Genomic DNA, 19,754 nt, shown 5'->3' with positions numbered 1-19,754 from the left:
CGCCGGAGCGGAGCGGAGGCCAAAACTACTGCGCGGCGCGGTCGCGGGCCTTCTTGCGCGAGAGTTCGCGGCCGCGCTCGGTCGCGCCCAGGATCAGCTTGCGCACGCGCACGACCTCGGGGGTGACCTCGACGCACTCGTCGTCGGTGCAGAACTCCATGGCCGCTTCGAGATCCAGCTGCAGCGGCTTGGCCAGGGTCTCGAACACGTCGGCCGTGGCGGACCGCATGTTGGTCAGCTTCTTCTCACGGGTGACGTTGATGTCGAGATCCTCCGCGCGCGGGTTGATGCCCACGACGTGGCCCTCGTAGGTGTCCGCGCCGGGCTCCACGAAGAACTGGCCGCGGTCGGCGAGCTGGATCATGGCGAACGGGGTGACCGAACCGGCACGGTCCGACACCAGCGAACCGGTGTGGCGGGCACGGATCTCGCCGGCCCACGGCGCGTAGCCGTCGAAGATGGCGTTGGCGATACCGGTGCCGCGAGTCTCGGTGAGGAAGTCGGTGCGGAAACCGATCAGACCGCGCGAGGGAACGATGAACTCCATGCGCACCCACCCGGCGGAGTGGTTGCTCATCTGGACCATCTTGCCCTTGCGGGCGGCCAGCAGCTGGGTGACGGCGCCCAGGTACTCGTCCGGGCAGTCCACGGTCAGCTCTTCGAACGGCTCGTGCACCTTGCCGTCGACGTTCTGGGTGACGACCTGCGGCTTGCCGACGGTCAGCTCGAAGCCCTCGCGGCGCATCTGCTCGACCAGGATGGCGAGCGCGAGCTCACCGCGGCCCTGGACCTCCCAGGCGTCCGGGCGGCCGATGTCGAGCACGCGCAGCGACACGTTGCCGATGAGTTCCTTGTCCAGGCGGTCCTTGACCATGCGCGCGGTCAGCTTGTGCCCGGACACGCGGCCGACCAGCGGCGAGGTGTTGGTGCCGATGGTGACCGAGATGGCGGGCTGGTCGACGGTGATGCGCGGCAGGGCGACCGGGTTCTCCACGTCGGCGAGGGTGTCGCCGATCATGATCTCCGGGATGCCCGCGACGGCGGCGATGTCACCGGCGATGGCCTCTTCACCGGGCTTGCGCTCGACGCCGATGGTCTGCAGCAGCTCGGTGATCTTGACGGTCTTGGTGCCCTCGGGGGTCATCCACGCGACGTTCTGGCCCTTGCGCAGGGTGCCGTTGTGGATGCGAACCAGGCCGATACGGCCGAGGAACGGCGAGGCGTCGAGGTTGGTGACGTGCGCCTGCAGCGGGGCGTTCTTGTCGCCCTTCGGGGCGGGCACGTGCTTCATGAGGACCTCGAACAGCTCGTCGAGGTTCTCCGCGTCGGGCGCGCTGCCGTTCTCGGGGCGGGTGGTCGAGGCCTTGCCCTCGCGGCCGGAGGCGTACAGGACCGGCAGGTCCAGGGCCAGCTCGGCGGCTTCGGAGGCTTCGTCGTCGAGGTCCGAGGCCAGGTCGAGCAGCAGGTCGTGCGACTCCTCGACGACCTCCTCGATGCGGGCGTCGGGACGGTCGGTCTTGTTGACCACGAGGATGACCGGCAGCGAGGCGGACAGCGCCTTGCGCAGCACGAAGCGGGTCTGCGGCAGCGGGCCCTCGGAGGCGTCGACGAGCAGCACGACGCCGTCGACCATGGACAGGCCGCGCTCGACCTCGCCACCGAAGTCGGCGTGGCCGGGGGTGTCGATGACATTGATGACGGTGACCGAACCATCGGCATTGTGCCGATGCACCGCGGTGTTCTTTGCGAGAATGGTGATGCCCTTCTCGCGCTCCAGATCCCCGGAGTCCATCACCCGGTCGACCATCTCGGCACGCTCGGCGAACGCGCCGGACTGACGCAGCATGGCGTCGACCAGTGTTGTCTTGCCGTGGTCGACGTGCGCCACGATGGCGACGTTACGGAACTCGACAGACGACACGTTAGATTCCTCCTGGTGAAAAGGGTTGGCCGGACCCGGCGGGGTCATGCATGGGGAAGTAAGCGAGATTCCACCGGGCATGCGGCGAGCTACACACTACCGTCCGCCGAAGTCACAGGTTTAACGCACCCGAGTTAGGCTAAGCTAACCAACATGGGCAAGGTGAAGGCTAAGGACGTTTCCAGTCTGAAGCCCAAGAAGAAGTGCTGCCGCAAGAAGACGCGGTGCCTCAAATGCCCCGTGGTCATCATGCGCATGAAGAAGCTCGAGGCCGCGGGCTGCCACGGCAAGGAGCTCAAGAAAGGGCTCAAAGCCGCGCGCGCCGCCTGAGTGCGGGGTACACCGGAGACATGACCACCCCACCGCTCTCCGAAGACGCCATCGCCGCAGCACTCGCCGAGCTCCCCGAGTGGACCCGCACCGGCGACAGCATCGCGCGCACGATCTCGGCCGCCTCGTTCCTGGCGGGTATCGAACTGGTTCGCCGGGTCGCGGTCGCCGCCGAAGCCGCCAATCACCATCCGGACATAGATATCCGATGGCGGCGAGTCACTTTCACGCTATCCACCCACGACGCCGGCGGCCTCACCCGGCTGGATGTGGCGCTGGCGCACGAGATAGATCGGCTGCAAGCCCAGAGCTAGCGCGTCCCGCGCGGATCACCCACACGTAGAAGGCCACCGCGCCGACCGCGTAGACGGTGCCGAGCCACGACATCAGGCCCGGCCGCGAGATCGTCCAGATGGACGTCTGGAAATTCAGCAGCACCCACGGCACGCCGACCAGGGTGGTGAGGAACCAGAACCCGGCCAGCACCCGCGCCCCGGCGGCGCGCCGCAGTGGGCCATACACCAGCCACAGCATCACCGGGATCAGCCAGATCCAGTGGTGCGACCACGAGATCGGCGACACCAGCAGGCCGAACAGCTGCACGATGAGCAGCTTGCCGAGCACGTCGTCCGCGGCCAGGGCGCGCCAGGCCAGCACCGCCAGCGCGGCGGCGATCAGCACCGCGACCAGCCAGACCGGGCCGCTCACCACGTCGTGGCCGAGCAGCCGGCTGAGCGCGCCGCGCAGCGACTGGTTCGACGCCGAGCCGACCGGGCCGATCCGCGACGCGTCGCCGAGCAACTCGCCGAAGTACGTGCGGGTCTCGGCCGGGGTGATCAGATAGGTCAGGCCGATGGTGCCGAAGAAGACCACGCCCGACCACACCGCGGTGAGCCAGCGCCGGCTCGCCGCGAAGTAGACGCCGGTGATGGCGGGGGTCAGTTTCACCCCGGCCGCCACGCCGACGAGCGTGCCCGAGATCCACCAGCGGTCACTGCGCACCGCGAACAGCGCGAGCAGGACCAGGAACACGTTGACCTGTCCGTAGTCCAGGGTCATGCGCATGGGTTCGAGCCAGATGCCGACCGCGGTCCACGCCAGCGCGACGGTCCGCCAATACTCTTCGCGCAGAGCCGCTTTGCCGACCATGAACTCCAGCGCCAGCCACACCACGCCGAACAGCGCCGCCATGGTCGCCAGTAGCCAGACAATTGCGACAAATGTGAAGGGCAACAGGTGTAATGGATAGAAGACGAGCGCCGCGAACGGCGGATAGGTGAACGGCAGCGCGAAGTCCGGCGTACGACTCCGGTCGGTCCACTCGTAGAGGTGACCCGAGCCGAGCGCGGCCGAACCATCCACGTACACATGGAGATCCACGAAATTCATGCCGTTGGGTAGCAGTAAGACCCAGGCCAGACGGGCCAGTACCGAAATACCGAGCGCCAGGGCGGCCAGTCGGACAGGTCGATTCACGGCGCGGACTTTCCGTTCGGGCGGCAAGGGCGCCGGAGAATCCCGGCGGGCGTTCGGCCGCGACAAGAATAGTCGGACGGGGGAAACAGCCGGGAAACCCGGACTCACTGCTGTAACATTCGCATCACCGGACACTCTGGTAACACACAATTTGGTCGAGTGTTCGATAGCGTGAGGCAATCGTGGACAGCAAGATCACACCTTGGCTGTACAACAGGGCGACCAGGTACCTAGAGTGGCGCGGAGCGATGTCCATATCGCTGCATCGCTGCTTGATGTACCCCGAGGTAAGGACGGCTACACCAGTGCTTCGCACCCGAGGATCGCGGTTCACAATGTCCGCGCTGGCCCTTGCGGCCTGCGCCACTATTGTCGTGCCGACCGCTTCCGCCGCACCGGCTCCTGCCCCGCAAACCACCGCGTTTGTTCCCATGATTCCGGAGGGCGTGCCGGTCGAGGCGCTGGCCTCCCTGGTGCCCGCCATCATCGGCGCGGCGGCGGGGCCGGCCGATATCGCCGCCCCCGGCCCCCAGGCCGCCATTCTGGCGCAGGCCCGGACCATTCTGGCGACGCTGAATCTGCCCCCGCAGATCAAGTCGACGCTGGAACGAATCATCACCTTCCTGGACGGCAGCGGCGGCGGTGGCGTCGACATTCCGCAGGACGGTCCCGTCATCTCCCAGTTCCTGTGGCCGACCCTGGGCAAGGGCTGCATCAGCGACAGCGGCGACTCGGTCGGCACCGCGCTGGCCGTGGGCGGCCCCGCGACGCTGCCGCCGCCCGGACCGGCGAACGGCCAGACCGGTTTCGTCTTCACCGCGCTGGGCACCAAGAAGCCCACCGAGGTCCAGACGCCGCCGATGACCGTGCAGTGGATCAACCTGGACACCCGCCAGAGCGGTGTGCAGAACCTGACCGACGAGGCCAAGATCAACCCGGATGGCCCGGCCACCCTGTCCACCATCGCGAACACCGGCTCCGGCCGGATCGTCGCCGTGGTGTCGGGCTCGCTGACCACCCAGGCCGACGCCGAGTCGCAGCCGCGCACCTGCTCGTTCCTGCCGACCGTCGGGTTCTTCACCGTCGCGTAGGCCGGTCCGGCCACGGCCGGACCCCGAGCTTCCGCCCCCGTTCCGGCCCGCGACAAGCGGACCGGCCCGGGGGCGAAACGCGTTTCCGGGCGGCGATTCTGTGGTAGACCGCTACCTATGGCCGCTGTGAAATCCCGCGCGCGGGGACTGCATTCGCGCCGCTCCATCCTGTCCATCCGCTCCGAGGGCTCGATCCTGTCGATCGGCTCCGCCTATTCGGTGCTGTCCATCGGCAGCGTCGGATCGGTGCTGTCCATCGGATCCGCGGGCTCGTTCGGCTCGATCATTTCCTCGGGCTCGTTCGGCAGTCTCGGATCCGCCTTCTCCGGCCTGTCCCGCTGGTCCATGTTCTCGTGGATGGGCGATCGGCAGGCGTTCGGCGAGGGCCGCGAGGATCGCGACCCCCGGCCGACACTCCGCGTGGTCGCCGACGAACCCGACCTCCGCGCCGACCCCACCTGCCACTGTCAGACCTGAGCAGCGGGCGGTCTCACCACCACTGGCCGTAGGCCGGGTGCAGGACCGAGTTCACGTCCACCCCGATGCCGTCGACGGCGCGCTTGTCGATCTCGAACTGGTGCAGGTGCGCCTCGGGGTGCACGTAACCCCGCGGGGTGCCCCAATTGTGTTGCCAGTAGAGCGAACACAGGCCCGCGCCGAGGATGTTGTCGATGGTCGGGGAGTTCGCGTAGACGCCGGTGCGCTCGTGCCCGATGACCGATTCCCAGCCGCGCAGGTACGGCTCGATCTGGGTCTCGAACTCCTCGTCGCTGGGATTGTCGTCGATCGAGGCGTAGATGGGCGCGGTGTCGGGGCCGCCGGCGGCCTGGTGCAGCACCTGCCCGCGGGTGGCGTGCTCGACGCCCGCCTCGTACCCGCCGCGCCAATCCGCGGTGGGGCCCTTGCCGAATTGGTAGCAGGAGACCACGGAGAGTCCGGCGGCGGCGAGCGCCTCGACCTCGCGCGCGAGCAGCGGTTTGCCCGCCATCCATTCCGCGCCCGGCCGTCGATCCGACACGTAGCGGATGACGCCGATGTGGCCCGCGGCGCCGATGGCGTGCGCGGCGGGCACCCCGCCCGCGTAGTCGAGCAGGGTGCCTATCTCCTGCCGGCGCGCGGCGGCGGGAGCGGGGAGCGCGAATCCCGCGGACAGTCCCGCGGCCAGGACGGCCGCACCGGACAGCAGGGATCGGCGGTTCATCGGGACGGAACGCATGAAGGACTCCTTCGCACACTCGCCTGGTCTGGCACATGCCGGTCGAACACGATCCGGTGGAGCTGAGACTTGCGGGCGGCGTGCCCGGCGCACCTTCCCCGATGACCTGCGGTCATCTGTGCGCCGGGAGCCCTGAACGTGCCCTCATTTCACCATAATCACTATGGGATCGCCAGGCGCACAGGACACACGAGCATCATGAGTCCCAATAGTCTCAGAACGGTCAGAGCCGGTGAGACAGCGTCAGACGCGGGTGCCGTTCAACCGCGCGGCGACGTCGATGGTGCGCCGCGACGGATCGGCGACCTCCCTGCGCACGACCGCCGCCACCTGCGCGACGACCTGTTTGCGAATGCCCGCCACGCGGCCGAGCGCCGCGGCGCGCAGCCCCTCGGCCTCGAATTCCAGCGTGATGTCCTCGGCGTGCGGCGGCTCCGCCTCGATCACGATGAGCAGGGGGTCGGCCGCGCGCGCGACCAGGGCCACCGGCACCTGCACCTCGGCGCGGTAGCGGTTGGACTTGAGCACGTCCACGGTGATGTCCAGCGAGACCGGGATGGTCATGTCGAAGGCGACCAGCGCGGGATCGCGGTCGGCGGCGGCGAGCGTCTCCCCGTTCACTTCGGGGGCGGGCGGCGCGGCCGGAACCACGGGCGGCAGTTCGGCGATGCGGGGTTCGGGTTTGGGCTCGGGGCGCTCGGGCGACTCGCCCGCACCGACCACACGCGGCAGCCGCACCTGGCCCTGCACCGACACCTGGGCCTTGCGGCCCGGTCCGGTTCGCAGCGGTCCCACCTCGATGGGCTTGCCCGCCATGGATTCCACGGCCTCGCGCACCCGGTCGGCGGTCACCACGCGTTCGAAGAAGCGATGCCCGAATTCGTCGTAGCCGATCCACCGGTAGTCCACCGGTCCGCGGTAGCCGGACTTGGCGCCGTCGAGAATGGCTTCCACGTCGAAGGTGCGCCCGCGCCGGGCGTCCGGGTCGGCGAGTAGGGCGTTGATGCGCGTGGCGACCTCGCGCTGCACCAGTTTGGCGATGGGGTCGAGCAGCAATTCCCAGGCGCTGCCGATGGCCTGGGCGCGCATGACGAAACTCACGTCGCGATTGGTGACCGGCTCGATGTCGATGACGATCAGCAGCGGCTCGGCGGTGCGCGCGTGCAGCTTCAGGTCGATGTCGACGATCGCCTCGAGCCCGAGGCGCTGACCGCCCAGGGTGACGTCGACGCGGAGTGTGACCGGCAGGGCGACGTCGAAGTGCACGTGCGGGCCGCGGCGAATGATGGTCGGTTTGCCGACGCTGCCCTTGGCGACGAATCGGGCCAGGCCCGCGGGTCCGATGGAGAAGGGACCGATCGTCATACCGCGCCCGGCCATTCCGGACACGGCCGCGTCGATTCTGGATTCGGTAACCGCCGCCGCGACGAAACGTTCGCCGAATTCGGCGTAATCGATCCAGGTCGGTTCGGACGGGGTCATCCAGCTACTTTCCTCGGGCGGGGATCCCTGTCCTGCCGATGAGGGGGCAGCAGGACAGGGATCGATCGGCGATGCTGCCGGGCACCGCCGCAACCATCGTAGGCGGTGCGATGGCGAGTGCCCACCCTCGCGTCCCGGCATTTCCAGAATGTGGAACCTGCGCGTTCACAACCTGCCGAAACCGACCAGTCCCGAAACCTCGGCGGGCGCGTAACGATGGATGGTGATCTCGCCGAATTCGTTGCCGCCCAACGTGGTAATCGTGTCGCCGGCGACGTCGATCACGATATTGGTGTGGTGGTTGAACGCGCTGTCGGGTGCGTACAGGACGACGTCGCCGACGCGCGGCCGATATCCGCGATCTTCGAATCTGCGCTCACCCCGGTAGTACTCCTCGAGGGTGTACACCCCGGGAATCCGCCACGACCCCGAATTGGGATTGGCGAGCGGCTGTCCCGCTTCGCGCATCACCCAGCTCACGAAATCCGCGCACCAGGCTTCGTCGATGCCCTCGGAGTATTTGGTCCCGGGGTCCTGCGCCTGGAATTCCCGTGCCGTCACGGTGAGAATCCGCCGCTGCGTATCGCTCAATCCTTCCCGGTCCACGTCCGGGAACTCCCGCAGCCGCTCCCCCGCCAGCACCGGCAGCGATCGGTCCTGCCACCACCGCACGCCCGCGGCGCCACCGACCCCGACGAGCACCAGCACCGCCAGGATTCCGGCCACGACCGCCCACCGCGTGGACCCCGCCCGCCGCCGTCCGTCCAGCTCGACCACCCGAAACCTCCCGCTCTCCGGCGCCCCGGCTCCCCCGGCGCACTCCTCGTTATCGAGAATGCCCCATCGAGCGATAACAGTGGCGGGCAGCTCGTGTCCGGCCGCACCGCCACCGAGACCCCGCGCACCGCCGCGGGCCGAGCACACGAACCCATCCGGGCGCGATGACACCACTGCGAACATTCGGCCGCGAACCCGCCGAATTCCCTTGTTCGCATGTGGGATCCGAACAACCTCCACACTGGCGCAGCAGCGTGAAACCGGTGGATGCGGGCCGGTGGCCACCGACTTCTTCACGGCGAGGATCCGGACCTATCGACGAGGCAGCCACACCGGGTCAATCGGCAAACACGGCAGGCCCTGCGGGCGCAGGACACGTTGCGGCGCAGCGTGTCCTGCGACCGTGGCCGCGGCGTGCAGGGGTGGGAGCCGTCAGGGGCGGGGCTCGGGATCGGGAGCTCGGAACGTTCTGGGGCGCACCAGGACCCGGCCCGCGGAGGACCTGCCTGCGAGGACGTCAAGGTCGGCCTGGAGGCGGACCTCCAGGGCCTCGGCGGCGGCGCGGTGGGCGGCGGCGCGGACGGAATCGCCCACGGCCGCGGCGAGATCGGCCAGGACCGTGTCGATGGGGCTCAGGACCACAGCGCCCGTCTCCAGGCCGGCGATGGTGCCCGCGTAGGGCAGCAGCTGATCGTAGAGTTCGCGGGCCGCGGCCAGGTCGCCGAGGGCGATGACCGCGCGGGCGCGCACGGCGCTGAACGTGGACCAGAACTGCGGGCCCAGCGGCGGCGCGTCGGCCAGTACGCGGCGGGCCTCGTCGTGCCGCCCGGCGTGCACCAGCGCGAGTGCGTAGCCGTAGACGAAGAGCTCGGGTTTGATGGCGACCCGATCGCGCAGTTCGTCGACGTAGTCGGACATGTCGTCGGCGAGCCAGGCGAGCGAGATCGCGATGCCGATGTGCAGGGTGTTGGGATCGCGGGACGGTTCGGCCGCGCCCTCCTCCGAGAGCGCGACGATGCGTTCGACGGGCGCGAAGCCCACCGCCAGCAGGTAGTGCACCTCGTCGGTGTCTCCGCGCAGCAGTTCGAGCATCATGTCGAACGGCGCGAGCGCGTCGAGCAGGTGGCGCAACTGCCCATCCGACGCGTATTCGCCGGCGTGCCGGGCATGTTCGGCGGCGGCGAGCAGATTGGCGTCGGCGAGTTCGGCGCGGAACAGCAGATAGTGTGCGAGCGCGCGGAATTCGGTGAGCTGCGCGGCGGTCGACACCTGAAGCAGCCGTGTCGCATGCCGCTTCACCTCCGTCGCGCGCAGGAACCCGCCGTCACCGAAGGCCGCGAAGGCCTGCGCGTTGATGGCGGTGCACAGCAGCTCCGGATCACCGTGCGGCTCGGCGAGTTCGGTGGCCGCGGCCGCCGCCAGCGCGGTCGCCTCGAAGTCCTCGAGCGCGAGCTCGAAGACGGTGGTGACCTGGAGCCGCACCTGCGCGGCGACCGGCAGCGCGGGGTCGGCGAGCGCGGTGCGCAACGGTCCGCGAATGCGCGGGTCGGGGGTGTGCCAGTCGTGCACCGACCAGATCAGCGGCGTCGGCCAGCAGGTGGCGGCGTGCGCGAGCAACGCGGTGTCACCGAGGGTTTCGGCCAGTTCGAGCGCCTGCTCCCGCGCGGCGCGCGCGGCGATGTGCTGTCCGTCGTAGGCGAGCGCGATGACGAGTTCGCACCGGGCCCGCAGCAACGCGACCCGGTCCGCCCGCGCCACGGTGATCTCCTCGCGCGGCGCGACCCGGTCGGCGAGGACGAAGATGCCCTCCCCGGACGCACGTCCGGCCACGTCACCGGGGATCTCCCCCTGTTCGGCGACAACGGGTTCCGGGCCGATGTCCCCCGCGCCACGCAGACTGCCTTCGACCTCGGCCGCTCCGCGCGTACCAGCGGCTCCGTACCCAACGGACGCACCGGTCGGAGCGGTCGCAGCCGGCCCGTCTGTCGCGCCGGACCCAGTGGCCAGGCCGGACGCGCCGACGGCGGCATTCCCTGCGGCCGGGGCGCTTTCGCCGATCGGGTCGGAAGCGCCGGTCGGGGCAGCGTCACTGGTCGCGGCAGACGAGCCGACCTCGTCCATCGCTCCAGACGTTCTAGCTGCGGAAGTCTCGCTGCCGGGACCGTGGCCGGTAGTCGCGTGCGGCACAGCGGTATCGCCACGATCGACCGCCGACCACGCGACCTCGGCGGCCGAGGCGCGTTCGAGGGACGCGGCCGCGCTCGCCTCGGCGGCCAGTTCGGCGAGGGTGAGGTGGTCGGTGAAAGTCGCGCGGTGGGTGCCGGACTCGCGGCTGGTCAGGGCGGGCCAGTCGGCGAGGGTCTGGTGGGTGGGCTCCGTGGTCGGCCGAATCCCGCGGGGCGCATTGTGTCCGGCGAGTTCGTGCAGCGCGAGCACCGAGCGCCAGCGGCGCACCGCGTCGGCGCGCATGCGGCGTTCGCCGCAGCGGTGGGCGGCGGCCCGCACGTAGCCCAGGGCCAGTTCGGCGGTGTCCACGCCCGCGCCCAGCGCGGCGTGGTGGGCCAGCGCGTCGACTCCACCGGCGCGGGCCAGGCCCGGATTCGACCGCAGCAGTTCGAAAGCCGCCCAGTGCATTCGGGCGCGCCGCAGGACCGGAATGTCGTGATACACGGTCTCCCGGACCAGGGCGTGGTCGAAGCTGACGCGTCCGCTGCGGTCGGTGCGCAGCAGCCGGGCGGCCTCGGCGCCCGCGATCAGGTCGATGATGTCGTCCGCGGGCCGCCCGGCCGAGGCGGCCAGGGTATCCACGTCGATGTGCTCGCCCCAGACCGCCAGGTGCCGCAGCAATTCCACGACCGTGTCCGGCAGTTGGGCGATGCGCCGCCCCAGCAGATCGCGTACGGTCACCGGCAGCGCGTCCGACGCGCCCTGGGTGGCGAAGAGTTTCGCGAGTTCGCGCACGAACAGCGGGTTCCCGCCGGTCCGGTGGCGCAGCAGCGCCACCGTGCGATCGTCGACCGCGGTGAGTCCGGCGGCCAGCGCCGCCTGCCTGGTCCCCGCCAGGTCGAGTCCGTCGAGTTCGACGCGGTCGGCGGTGAACAGCGCCAGGGCCGCGGCGGTATCGCGCACCCCGGGCCCGGCCTCGGTGCCGCGCAGGGTGGCGACGATGAGGATGGGCCGGTCGCGCAGCCAGTTGACCACCTGGCGCAGCACCTGCAGCGTGGCGGCGTCGGCCCCGTGCACGTCCTCCAGCACGATGGCGACGGGTCCGTGCGCGGTCCGCTCGCGGCAGGACCGCACCACCCGCCGCGCCAGGGTGAAAGCGTCTGCGGCGGTGTACGTTTCGGGATCGCCCGCGTCCAGCCCGGTGAGCACCTCGGACCAGGCCCAGGCCGGCGGCGCGCCGTCCACCTCGGGGCAGCGCGCGACGACGGTGGCCCAGGACCGTCCGGCCAGGCGCGTCAGCACGGTCGCGGCCAGGGTGGTCTTGCCCGCCCCGGCCTCCCCCGCCAGCCAGACCAGCCGCACCTCACCGGCTTCCGCCGCCGCTGCGGCCTCGAGGATCGCGGCCCGCTGCGCCCCGTATCCGCTGTCCACCACCGGTTCCGGGGCCGGAGCCCGCTCGGGCGCCCGCACCGCGACCGCCGCGACGGACGGCTCCGCCTCGACCGAATGGGTGAGGATGGCGGTTTCCAGATCCCGCAGCCCGGGTCCGGGATCCACCCCGAATTCCAGGGTGAGGAATTCCCGGCTCCGGCGCACGGTGGCCAGCGCGTCGAGCGACTGCCCCAGCCGGTACTGCGCCAGCGCCAGCAACCGCGCGCATTCCTCCCGGCCCGGATGCTCCTCGAAGATGGGCCGCAGCGCGAGCACGACGTCGGCGGGCCGGTTCGTTTCCAGCGCGGCCTGTGCGCGCAGTTCCGACGCGGTGAGCCGCAGCGCCGCGAGCCGCGCGATTTCCTGTGCCGCCCAGGAGGTTCCGGCGAACGATTCGAACGCGCTGCCGTGCCAGCAGGCGAGCGCGGCGTCGAGCACCCGCAGCTGTTCGAGCGGTTCGGGCCGGACGGCGGGATCGCGCATGGCCGTTTCGTGCCCGTGCAGCAGCTGTTCGAAGTGCCAGGCGTCGACCTGCTCGGGCTCGAGATTGAGTGCGTAGCCGTGTGATTCGGAGACGATCACGCGCGAGCGCGCCCGGCGCGGGCGGTCGGGTTCGAAGACCCGGCGCAGATTGTGGATGTACACCTGAAGCGCGGCAACGGCTTTGGTCGGGGGGTCACCGCCCCAGAGATCGTCGATCAGCCGGTCGGTGGGCACCACCCGGCCGCCCGCGGCCACCAGCCGCCCCAGCACCGCGCACTGCATGGGCGCCCCGGGGGGTACCCGCTTGCCGTCGATGCTGATGTGCAGTGGACCCAGCACACCGATTCGCGTGGTCGTCATATCGCCGAGCCACCCCCATACCCACAAAAGAACAAACCAAACCGAATGTCCAATATGACAGAAATTCTGCGACAACACCCAGTCTTGTGATCGGACTTAACCCGGCGCGAAGAGAAAACGAAGAGTGGTGCCGCACACTGCCAGGGTGTTCGACCCCTCCAGCCCGCCGCCCGCCGATCTCGCGCTGCTGCACAGCCTTCCGCACCCGGCCTGCCTGCATGACGGCGCCTACGACGTGGTGGAGACGAACTCCGCGTTCAGCGAGCTGTTTCCCGGCACCGGGCCGGGCGCGAACCTGCTGACCGCCATCATGCTCGAGCCCATGTCGCGACTGCGCCTGAGCGATTGGGAATCCGAAGCGCAGCTGATGGTTTCGGCCTTCCGCGACCTGCCCGAGGGTCTGATCCGCCCCGAGCGCCGCGAGGAGATCATCACCCTGTGCCGGCGCACACCCGAATGGGATCGCATGTGGCGCAATATGACCGATGTCGGGCAGGCCGCCGAGCGCACCATGCTCATGCGCAATCCGGAATCGGACTCGGACCGCCGCATGCACGTGCAGACCTTCCAGTTCAGCTTCCCTCGCCGGCCGTGGGCCCTGCTCTCGGTCATGCCGATCGAGTAGCGACCGCCCGGGCCCGGTTCACGCTTCCGCGGCGGGCTCCTCGAACCACCCGTCCTCGGGCGCGGCGAAGCCGTGATAGATCAGCGGGATGCGCCGATCCACCCCGAAGTGCCGGTACACCGCGAGCATGGCCGTGCGCACCGCGTGATCGTGGAAGTCGTCGATGCGCCGCGCGCCCAGGGCGTGCTCGGGCAGCAGGTCGAGCCTGGCCATCTCCGCCTGATCGTCGAGGTCCAGGCCCAGCGGGGCCGGGTCGGCGATGAAGTGATCGTGCAGCACCGCCCGCACGCGGGGCGGGTCGTGCCGGCCGGGTGCGAAGGCCCGGAAGCGGGCGCACATCGCCGGTGTCGAATGCACCTGCAACCAGTCGACGAGGGTGCGGTCGGTGGGCCGCAGCCGGTCGCCCAGCAGCGGGGCCTGTTCGAGCAGGTGCAGCATGGCGCCGCCGCGTACGCGCGGTTCGGGGGCCAGGAAGAGGGTGAGCGCCGCGGCGCCGGAGCGGGTGTCCGCGAGGTAGACCCGGGTGGACATGGGGTCGGGCATGCGCGTCTCCTTCACGAGGAAGAGGGGGCCGCCATGCCCGCGCCGCCGCCCGGCGGACGTCTGGGCGCGCGACCCCGCGCCCGGTTGCTGACTATGTGATCCGAGGGTTCCGCCGGCCGCCGAGTCACCCGACTCGGACTGATCTCTCCTCGGCGACCGACCAGTGCAACACCCGGAAGTATAGTCGCGAAACTACGCGTCGATCAGTCTGTCCCGAGCCGCCGGAACCGCGCGCAACTGCCCGTGGATGGTCTCGCGCACGTGCGGCCATTCCTCGTCGAGGATGGAGTAGAACGCGGTGCTGCGCACCTCGCCGTCCAGTCCGCGCGAGTGCGCCCGCCGGACTCCGTCGCTGGTCGCCCCGATGCGTTCGATGGCCATGCGGGAGCGCAGGTTCCGCATATCGGCCCGCAGCGCGATGCGCCGCACCCGCCAGGTGTCGAAGGCGTGCGCCAGCAGCAGGAGCTTGGATTCGAGGTTGATGCCCGTCCCGCGGGCCTCGCGGGACAGCCAGGTGTTGCCGATCTCGGCGGCGTCGGGCATGGCCAGCAGCGGGTCGCCGGACGGCAGTCCGTGCACCAGCGGCCACACCACCGGGCCCTGCCAGTAGTCGAAGCGGGTGAATCTGGTGGAGCCGAGCACTCTGCCGCTCGCGACGGCGATGATGGCGAAGGCCAGCGACGTGCCGGCCGCGTGTCCGGCCAGCGCGGCCGAGACGTACTCCAGCGCCTCGTCGACCCCGTGCGGCACGGGGGTGAAGGCGTAGTCGTCGCGGTTCCCTGCTGCCGCCTCCGCGAGACCCGAAGCATGCTGTGGCGCAAGGGGTTCCAGCCGTACCAGACGGCCGGCGAGAGTAAGGGGTACAGGCACGTTCCCTCGATCTTTCGGAGACGGTCGGGGGCTCGCTTTTCGGCAGTGCCGGACCGGTCGAGTGCTCCGGAATCGACGAATCAACCTTGGCGCGCCAGTAGCAGCATCGAACAGTGCGATGAACGATAGCGGAACACACGCTCACAACCAGGAAGGCTGCGCGAGAATTCTCCCCCGCCGCTGAGCGTGTCGCGCAGAGTCGCTGGCGCGCCTTCGGACACGGCCGCCGCGGCTGCCGGAAATCGCCCGAATCGTACCGACTACCGGGGATTTTGCTCGTGTCCGGGACGGTGCGAACCGAGCCGCGGGACCGGCGAAACGGCAACCGCCCGCCGGGCGCTCGAGGCGACCGGCGGGCGGTGCGAACCGGGCGGTGCCGCCCGGTCACTTGAATACCTATTTGCCGGAGTCCGCGGCCTCCAGTTTGCGGGCCGCGACGAGACTGGTGATGGTCGTGACGACCAGGACGCCGCAGATGACGCCGAGCGAGAGCGGGGTGGAGATCTGCGGGACGTGGACGCCGGACTCGTGCAGCGCGTGCAGCACCAGCTTGACGCCGATGAAGCCCAGGATGACCGACAGGCCGTAGCTCAGGTGGATGAGCTTCTTGAGCAGTCCGCCCAGCAGGAAGTACAGCTGGCGCAGACCCATCAGCGCGAAGGCGTTGGCGGTGAACACGATGTACGGATCCTGGGTCAGGCCGAAGATGGCCGGGATCGAGTCCAGGGCGAACAGGATGTCGGTGGTGCCGATCGCGAGCATGACCACCAGCAGCGGGGTCATGATGCGCTTGCCGTTCTTGACGATGAACAGCTTCGTGCCGTGGTACTGGTCGGAGACGCCGAACCGGTGCTCGATGGACTTCAGGAGGCGGTTCTCCTCGAATTCCTCGTCCTCTTCCTCGGCGCGTGCCTCCTTGATGAGCTTCCACGCGGTGTAGATCAGGAACGCGCCGAAGATGTAGAACACCCAGGAGAAGCTGGAGATGATGGCCGCGCCCGCGCCGATGAAGATGGCGCGCAGCACGAGTGCGATCAGCACGCCGAACAGCAGCACGCGCTGCTGCAGGTGCGAGGGCACCGAGAACTTGGCCATGATCAGCACGAAGACGAAGAGGTTGTCCACGCTCAGCGACTTCTCGGTGATGAAGCCGGCGAAGAATTCGGTGGACGCCTGGGATTCGCCCATGAAGAGCAGACCGAGACCGAACACCACGGCCAGCGCGATCCAGACCACGGTCCAGATGCCGGCTTCCTTCATGGAGACGTCGTGCGGCTTGCGCCCGATGAAGAAGTCGACGGCGATGAGGGCGCTCAACGCGGCGACCGTCACCGCCCACATGGTCAGAGAAACATCCACAGCACAAGCCTCCGGGGCAGGTCCGCACAACACGATCAAGGATTGGTCGCCAGCGGGAGAGCCCCTGGGTCTTCGTCGAGGCTACCGGGATCCCGAACAAAGGTAAAGAAAGTCAAAAGTTAAGGTCAGTTAACAGTCAATGTTGGGATCCCGCTCACATCCCGCGACGATCAGCTCCGCACTCGTTCCCACAGCCGCAGGTAGACCTCCGCGCCGCGGAAGACATCGGTCATGATCTCCGGGCCACCGAGGACCCGGACGGCCTCGAGCCAGTCGGCGTAGCTGCCGTAGGTGGCGGTGCCGTCGGCCCCGATATCGAAGGTGCGCTCACCCCAGCGCTCGCGGTCGAAGACCACGCTGCCGTCGTGCGAGGTGAAGGGGTAGGAGACGATCCCGGGTCCGATGGGACCGCCCTGCCCGGCGATGCCGTTCATATCCGAGCCGAAGCCGAAGCCGAACTCACCCGGGCGGGGCATGGCGCGGGCCGCGTGCCAGTTGCGCACGAAGCTCTCCGGGCCGCCCGCGTAGGGCGTCGCGAAACCACCCGCGGCGTAGACCCGCGCGGTCGTCTTCTCCGAATCCCAGCCGTGCGAGGACAGCACGCCCGGATAGCCGCGCTTCTCGATGATGGTCATGACCTCGTCGGCGGTGGCCTCACTCAGGTGATCGACCTCGATGAGGAACCCGAGGTCGATCATCCGGTTGATGAGGTACGCACCCAGATCGGTCAATCCGCGTGCGTTGCAATGGGATCCGGGCGCGTAGAGCGGCAACGGCGCCCCGCCGAGCAGCGGCCCGGTGAGCAGGGCCAGGAACTGGTTGACGTCACCGGCGATGGGCACCGAGGGCTGGGTGCTGTCGTGTTCGGGCCCGGGGCAGGACTGAACGTTCCAGAAGGTGCCGGTCTGCATGAAGTTCCCCGCGTTCACCAGCAGCCCGGTGACGTCGTGGTCCATCTTGGTGCCGCCGAAGGCGTTGTCGAACTTGTGCACCGGGAAGAAGCTGCTCACCCCGATGGCACGCAGCTCGGTCAGCCAGCGGTCGACGTCGCCGCGCGTGCAGGTGGGTTGCCCGAGAAACACCCCGCAGCCCAGTGGATCCGACAGTTCCATGCCCAGGACCACGGCCAGCTTGCCGGACGCGGCGACCGCACGGGCCTGGCCCGGATCGGTGACGATGCGGAAGAAGCCGAGCCCGGGGCCGCCGGCCTGGGCGTCGATGTAATCCTCGAGCGCGCGCAGCCCGGCCGCCTGGGTGCGCACCGATGTCATGTCGTCACAGGGGTTTCGACGATCGGTCATCATGGCGCACAGCGATTCGTTGTCCACCAGATCGACGGTCATGACCCGCAGTCCGGCCTTCCACGCCCGTTCGATGCCGGTCCAGTAGGCGCCCTCGGCGGTAAGGACAGATGGCTTGGGCCAGTCCCGGAAACTCGGCCAGCCGACCGTGTCGGTCTTGCGGAACGGTTCGCCGTAGTCCAGGAAACTCGCGATCAAACCGTTGGTGCCGGTGCGGTTTCCGGCGCAGTCGCCCAGCGCGGCGGTCACGCCGAACCGGTGCCACGGTCGCCCGCAGTGGAAGTTGCCGCCCATGAATTCGTAGGCGGTGACGTGGGCGTGCGCGTCGATGGTGCCCACGATCGATCCGTCGGGGCCGGCGCCCGAGCCCGGGGTGCCGTGGGCATTGGCCTGGGCCTCGGGGAAGTCCGCGCAGCCGGTGTCGGGCACGAACGTGGCGGGCGTCGCGGTCGCGCCGTTGGCGATGGTGAATCCGGCCGCGCCGGAACCGTTCACCCGCCACACGGCGGCGTCCGAGGGGTTCTTCGCGGTCCGGATCGTGCCCTCGGCGGCCTCGAGCACCTCGCGGGTGCGCCCGTAGAGCAGGTACTCGCCGAGGGCGGTGGCGCGCAGGCGATACGGGCTCGCCGCCGGCACCAGTGGACCGGCGGGGGTATCGATCCGGTAGCAGCCGTTGACCAGTGAATAGCGGGCCTGCCCGGGTTCGGGGGCGGGATCACCGGTGGCGGGCCCGGCGAGGCCGGTGGCGGTCAGCACGGCGGCGACCAGTACCGCCAGGCGGCTGCGGCGCGTGCGCCAGTTTCGGGAAGTGTTGCAGCGCAAGGGATCTCAATTCTGAACTAGTTCCATTTCACAATGAGCGCCGACGCGATCCGCACCCGTGACGATCGGACGCGGCCCGCATCGGCGCGCACCCGTGCGTCAAAATACTATGGAACATAGTTTTTTGTGGCCGATTACCCGGCCAAGAGCAACACCAGCCCCGCACTGAGACCCACCGCGAGCACCGAGGCGGCCGGGACCAGCAGCGTCGTCGCGAGCAGCAGCGTCGTCGCGGTCCGGCGGGAGGCCGACCGCGACTCCGGCGCGGCCGCCAGACATTCCAGCCGGGTCGACAGCTCGGCGTCGATCAATCCGAGTCGCGCGGCGGGCGTCGCGGACGCGTGCGCGGCGACGGTGTGCAGCGCGGTGTAGAGCGCCCGCGGATCGGTCGAGGCCGCCGCGCTGCGATCGGCGGCGAGTTCGAGCAGCGCGGCGACCGCGGCGGGCAGGGCCGCGAAGAGCGGAACCCACGAGAACGACCGCGCCAGAACGTGACACGCGCCGAGGATGTGGTGGTGACGGCCGCGCAGGTGCGCGCGCTCGTGCGCCAGCACCGCGTGCCACTGCGCATCGGTCAGGCAGTGCGCGAGACCGTCGGTGACCACCACGTAGCCCCCGCGCCCGGCCACGCTGTACGCCAGGGGAACCGGGTGTTCGAGCCGCACCAGATTCGCACCCGAGGGATCGGCCCGGCCGAGGATCTCGATGAGCTCTTCGTGCCTGCGCCGCTGGGCCACCGCACGTCCGCGATGCCCGAGGGCGATGCGCGCCAGTTGCCCGGTCGGCACGAAGACGCCGATCACCACCAGCGGCGTGATCAGCCCCGCCGTCCAGGTGACCACCAGCGGCTCGACCGCCGCCAGGCTCTGCGCCACACTGCCCGCGAACGCCTCGCCGGGCGGATCGCCCGGCCAGGCCAGCGCGATCAATATCATTGCGCCGCAACACATCACCGCACCGACCGCCCCGATCCAGGCCGCGATGCCGACACCCGGCGCGGCGCGGAAGTCGACGCGCGACAGCACCGCGGGCCCGCCGGCCGCCAGCGCGATGCCCGCCGCCAGCAGGGCGGTGATGACGATCATGGCCGCCGCTCGCCGCCGGACAGCCCCTGCCGCAACGCTTCCATCTCGCGCGCGCTCGCGGTCCGCGCCAGATGCAGCAGCACCGCGGGGGCGTCGGGACTGTCGTCCAGGATCTCACGCAGCAGGTCCGTGGTGGCCTCCGCGCGCGTGCGGCGCGGCCGGTACCGGTAGGACCGCCCCACCTTCTCCCGGACCACCCAGCCCTTCTCCCACAGGTGCGTCACCACGGTGAGCACCGTCGTGTACGCGGGCACCCGCTCCCCCGCGCTGAGCCCCGCCACCAGATCGTGCACGGTCAGCGCGTCCGCGCTCTCCCACAGCACACCCATGGCCTGCTTCTCGAGCGCTCCCAGCCCCTTCATCGCCCCTCGTTCGCTCCGGCCGCGACGCCCGTCCGGGCGCCGCCCGCCCAACCT

General features: G+C 69.7%; 17 protein-coding genes. 5 read left to right on the top strand and 12 right to left on the bottom strand.

The window, feature by feature from the left end:
- Nucleotides 1-25: 25 nt before the first annotated feature.
- Nucleotides 26-1,969, bottom strand: coding sequence for a translational GTPase TypA (gene typA / locus ACWIGI_RS13970; protein ID WP_454202757.1), 1,944 nt, complete (start codon nt 1,967-1,969; stop codon nt 26-28).
- A gap of 105 nt (nt 1,970-2,074) precedes the next feature.
- On the opposite strand from typA, the gene ACWIGI_RS13965 reads away from it, so the two are divergent.
- The gene (locus ACWIGI_RS13965) at nt 2,075-2,251 is read left to right on the top strand and encodes a hypothetical protein (RefSeq protein WP_354989248.1); all 177 of its coding nucleotides are present in this window, start codon (nt 2,075-2,077) and stop codon (nt 2,249-2,251) included.
- 20 nt (nt 2,252-2,271) lie between these two features.
- The gene (locus ACWIGI_RS13960; protein WP_454202756.1) at nt 2,272-2,565 is read left to right on the top strand and encodes a 4a-hydroxytetrahydrobiopterin dehydratase; all 294 of its coding nucleotides are present in this window, start codon (nt 2,272-2,274) and stop codon (nt 2,563-2,565) included.
- On the opposite strand, the gene ACWIGI_RS13955 is transcribed toward ACWIGI_RS13960, so the two are convergent.
- A complete protein-coding gene (locus ACWIGI_RS13955) occupies nt 2,507-3,727 on the bottom strand; it encodes a mannosyltransferase (RefSeq protein WP_454202755.1) in 1,221 nt (406 codons plus the stop codon). The genes ACWIGI_RS13960 and ACWIGI_RS13955 overlap by 59 nt on opposite strands.
- A gap of 335 nt (nt 3,728-4,062) precedes the next feature.
- On the opposite strand from ACWIGI_RS13955, the gene ACWIGI_RS13950 reads away from it, so the two are divergent.
- Together ACWIGI_RS13950 and ACWIGI_RS13945 are read left to right on the top strand one after the other, a co-directional pair.
- Nucleotides 4,063-4,818, top strand: a complete 756-nt coding sequence (locus tag ACWIGI_RS13950; protein WP_454202754.1) for an Rv1157c family protein — start codon at nt 4,063-4,065, stop codon at nt 4,816-4,818.
- Between the two features lie 117 nt (nt 4,819-4,935).
- Complete coding sequence (locus ACWIGI_RS13945; RefSeq protein WP_454202753.1) at nt 4,936-5,295, top strand: hypothetical protein; 360 nt, start codon at nt 4,936-4,938, stop codon at nt 5,293-5,295.
- 13 nt (nt 5,296-5,308) lie between these two features.
- On the opposite strand, the gene ACWIGI_RS13940 is transcribed toward ACWIGI_RS13945, so the two are convergent.
- From ACWIGI_RS13940 to ACWIGI_RS13925, 4 genes are all read right to left on the bottom strand, one after another.
- A complete protein-coding gene (locus ACWIGI_RS13940) occupies nt 5,309-6,034 on the bottom strand; it encodes a DUF1906 domain-containing protein (RefSeq protein ID WP_454202752.1) in 726 nt (241 codons plus the stop codon).
- 243 nt (nt 6,035-6,277) lie between these two features.
- Nucleotides 6,278-7,516: a hypothetical protein gene (locus tag ACWIGI_RS13935; RefSeq protein ID WP_454202751.1), complete on the bottom strand. Its 1,239-nt coding sequence runs from the start codon at nt 7,514-7,516 to the stop codon at nt 6,278-6,280.
- A gap of 165 nt (nt 7,517-7,681) precedes the next feature.
- Nucleotides 7,682-8,293 (bottom strand): CHAP domain-containing protein, encoded by a 612-nt coding sequence (locus ACWIGI_RS13930; RefSeq protein ID WP_454202750.1) that lies wholly within the window; start codon nt 8,291-8,293, stop codon nt 7,682-7,684.
- A gap of 432 nt (nt 8,294-8,725) precedes the next feature.
- On the bottom strand, nt 8,726-12,733 hold the full coding sequence (locus ACWIGI_RS13925; RefSeq protein WP_454202749.1) for a BTAD domain-containing putative transcriptional regulator: 4,008 nt from the start codon (nt 12,731-12,733) through the stop codon (nt 8,726-8,728).
- 145 nt (nt 12,734-12,878) lie between these two features.
- On the opposite strand from ACWIGI_RS13925, the gene ACWIGI_RS13920 reads away from it, so the two are divergent.
- Nucleotides 12,879-13,358 carry an MmyB family transcriptional regulator gene (locus ACWIGI_RS13920; protein ID WP_454202748.1) on the top strand — a complete coding sequence of 160 codons (480 nt, stop codon included), beginning with the start codon at nt 12,879-12,881 and terminating at the stop codon, nt 13,356-13,358.
- 18 nt (nt 13,359-13,376) lie between these two features.
- Here ACWIGI_RS13920 and ACWIGI_RS13915 read toward each other — a convergent pair whose 3' ends face one another.
- From ACWIGI_RS13915 to ACWIGI_RS13890, 6 genes are all read right to left on the bottom strand, one after another.
- A complete protein-coding gene (locus ACWIGI_RS13915; protein ID WP_454202747.1) occupies nt 13,377-13,901 on the bottom strand; it encodes a hypothetical protein in 525 nt (174 codons plus the stop codon).
- Between the two features lie 192 nt (nt 13,902-14,093).
- Complete coding sequence (locus tag ACWIGI_RS13910; protein ID WP_454202746.1) at nt 14,094-14,771, bottom strand: GNAT family N-acetyltransferase; 678 nt, start codon at nt 14,769-14,771, stop codon at nt 14,094-14,096.
- A gap of 396 nt (nt 14,772-15,167) precedes the next feature.
- On the bottom strand, nt 15,168-16,130 hold the full coding sequence (locus ACWIGI_RS13905) for a TerC family protein (protein ID WP_454202745.1): 963 nt from the start codon (nt 16,128-16,130) through the stop codon (nt 15,168-15,170).
- A gap of 170 nt (nt 16,131-16,300) precedes the next feature.
- Entirely contained in the window at nt 16,301-18,253 is a 1,953-nt protein-coding gene (locus ACWIGI_RS13900; protein ID WP_454202744.1) for a peptidase, read from the bottom strand.
- A 134-nt stretch (nt 18,254-18,387) separates the two neighbouring features.
- Nucleotides 18,388-19,338, bottom strand: a complete 951-nt coding sequence (locus tag ACWIGI_RS13895) for a M56 family metallopeptidase (RefSeq protein WP_454202743.1) — start codon at nt 19,336-19,338, stop codon at nt 18,388-18,390.
- The gene (locus tag ACWIGI_RS13890; RefSeq protein WP_454202742.1) at nt 19,335-19,700 is read right to left on the bottom strand and encodes a BlaI/MecI/CopY family transcriptional regulator; all 366 of its coding nucleotides are present in this window, start codon (nt 19,698-19,700) and stop codon (nt 19,335-19,337) included. The genes ACWIGI_RS13895 and ACWIGI_RS13890 overlap by 4 nt, the downstream gene beginning before the upstream one ends.
- Nucleotides 19,701-19,754: the final 54 nt, after the last annotated feature.

This window comes from Nocardia sp. NPDC055321 (genome assembly GCF_053645575.1).
This window is presented reverse-complemented; position numbering and strand designations above follow the sequence as displayed.

Bases quoted from the DNA above. Each gene is read 5' to 3' on its own strand.
- ACWIGI_RS13950 (WP_454202754.1), top strand. From the start codon at position 4,063: ATGTCCGCGCTGGCCCTTGCGGCCTGCGCCACTATTGTCGTGCCGACC.
- ACWIGI_RS13890 (WP_454202742.1), bottom strand. From the start codon at position 19,700: ATGAAGGGGCTGGGAGCGCTCGAGAAGCAGGCCATGGGTGTGCTGTGG.
- ACWIGI_RS13895 (WP_454202743.1), bottom strand. From the start codon at position 19,338: ATGATCGTCATCACCGCCCTGCTGGCGGCGGGCATCGCGCTGGCGGCC.
- typA (WP_454202757.1), bottom strand. From the start codon at position 1,969: ATGACCCCGCCGGGTCCGGCCAACCCTTTTCACCAGGAGGAATCTAAC.
- ACWIGI_RS13960 (WP_454202756.1), top strand. From the start codon at position 2,272: ATGACCACCCCACCGCTCTCCGAAGACGCCATCGCCGCAGCACTCGCC.
- ACWIGI_RS13945 (WP_454202753.1), top strand. From the start codon at position 4,936: ATGGCCGCTGTGAAATCCCGCGCGCGGGGACTGCATTCGCGCCGCTCC.
- ACWIGI_RS13940 (WP_454202752.1), bottom strand. From the start codon at position 6,034: ATGCGTTCCGTCCCGATGAACCGCCGATCCCTGCTGTCCGGTGCGGCC.
- ACWIGI_RS13925 (WP_454202749.1), bottom strand. From the start codon at position 12,733: ATGACGACCACGCGAATCGGTGTGCTGGGTCCACTGCACATCAGCATC.
- ACWIGI_RS13915 (WP_454202747.1), bottom strand. From the start codon at position 13,901: ATGCCCGACCCCATGTCCACCCGGGTCTACCTCGCGGACACCCGCTCC.
- ACWIGI_RS13965 (WP_354989248.1), top strand. From the start codon at position 2,075: ATGGGCAAGGTGAAGGCTAAGGACGTTTCCAGTCTGAAGCCCAAGAAG.
- ACWIGI_RS13935 (WP_454202751.1), bottom strand. From the start codon at position 7,516: ATGACCCCGTCCGAACCGACCTGGATCGATTACGCCGAATTCGGCGAA.